Source organism: Phyllobacterium sp. GQ127 (genome assembly GCF_059758635.1).
The window spans coordinates 1-272 of sequence record NZ_JCAXDZ010000041.1 but is presented as its reverse complement, the minus strand read 5'-3'; the positions used below and the strand labels follow the sequence as shown (position 1 = coordinate 272).

Here is a 272-nt window from a genome sequence, read left to right as displayed (position 1 = left end):
CAATCGCCCCGTCCTCAGGTTCTTGCGTGTTTTGATCGTCTGTATTGATCGATGACGACGGCCAGGACGATAATCGCGCCCTTGATTATTTCCTGGTAATAGGAGCCGATCTTCAGGAAGGTGAACCCTGAAGTGATAATGCCGAGGATGATGGTGCCGATCAGCGTTCCGGTGATGCGGCCGGAGCCCCCTGCAAGCGATGTGCCGCCGATAACAGCCGCGGCGATGGCGTCGAGTTCATAGGCGTTGCCCATGGTCGGCTGGGCCGATGC

General features: G+C 58.1%; 1 protein-coding gene. It reads right to left on the bottom strand.

The window, feature by feature from the left end:
• Window positions 1-14 precede the first annotated feature (14 nt).
• On the bottom strand, window positions 15-272 hold a 258-nt coding region (locus tag AC6CHM_RS25180), incomplete at its 5' end, for an ABC transporter permease (RefSeq protein ID WP_498176088.1).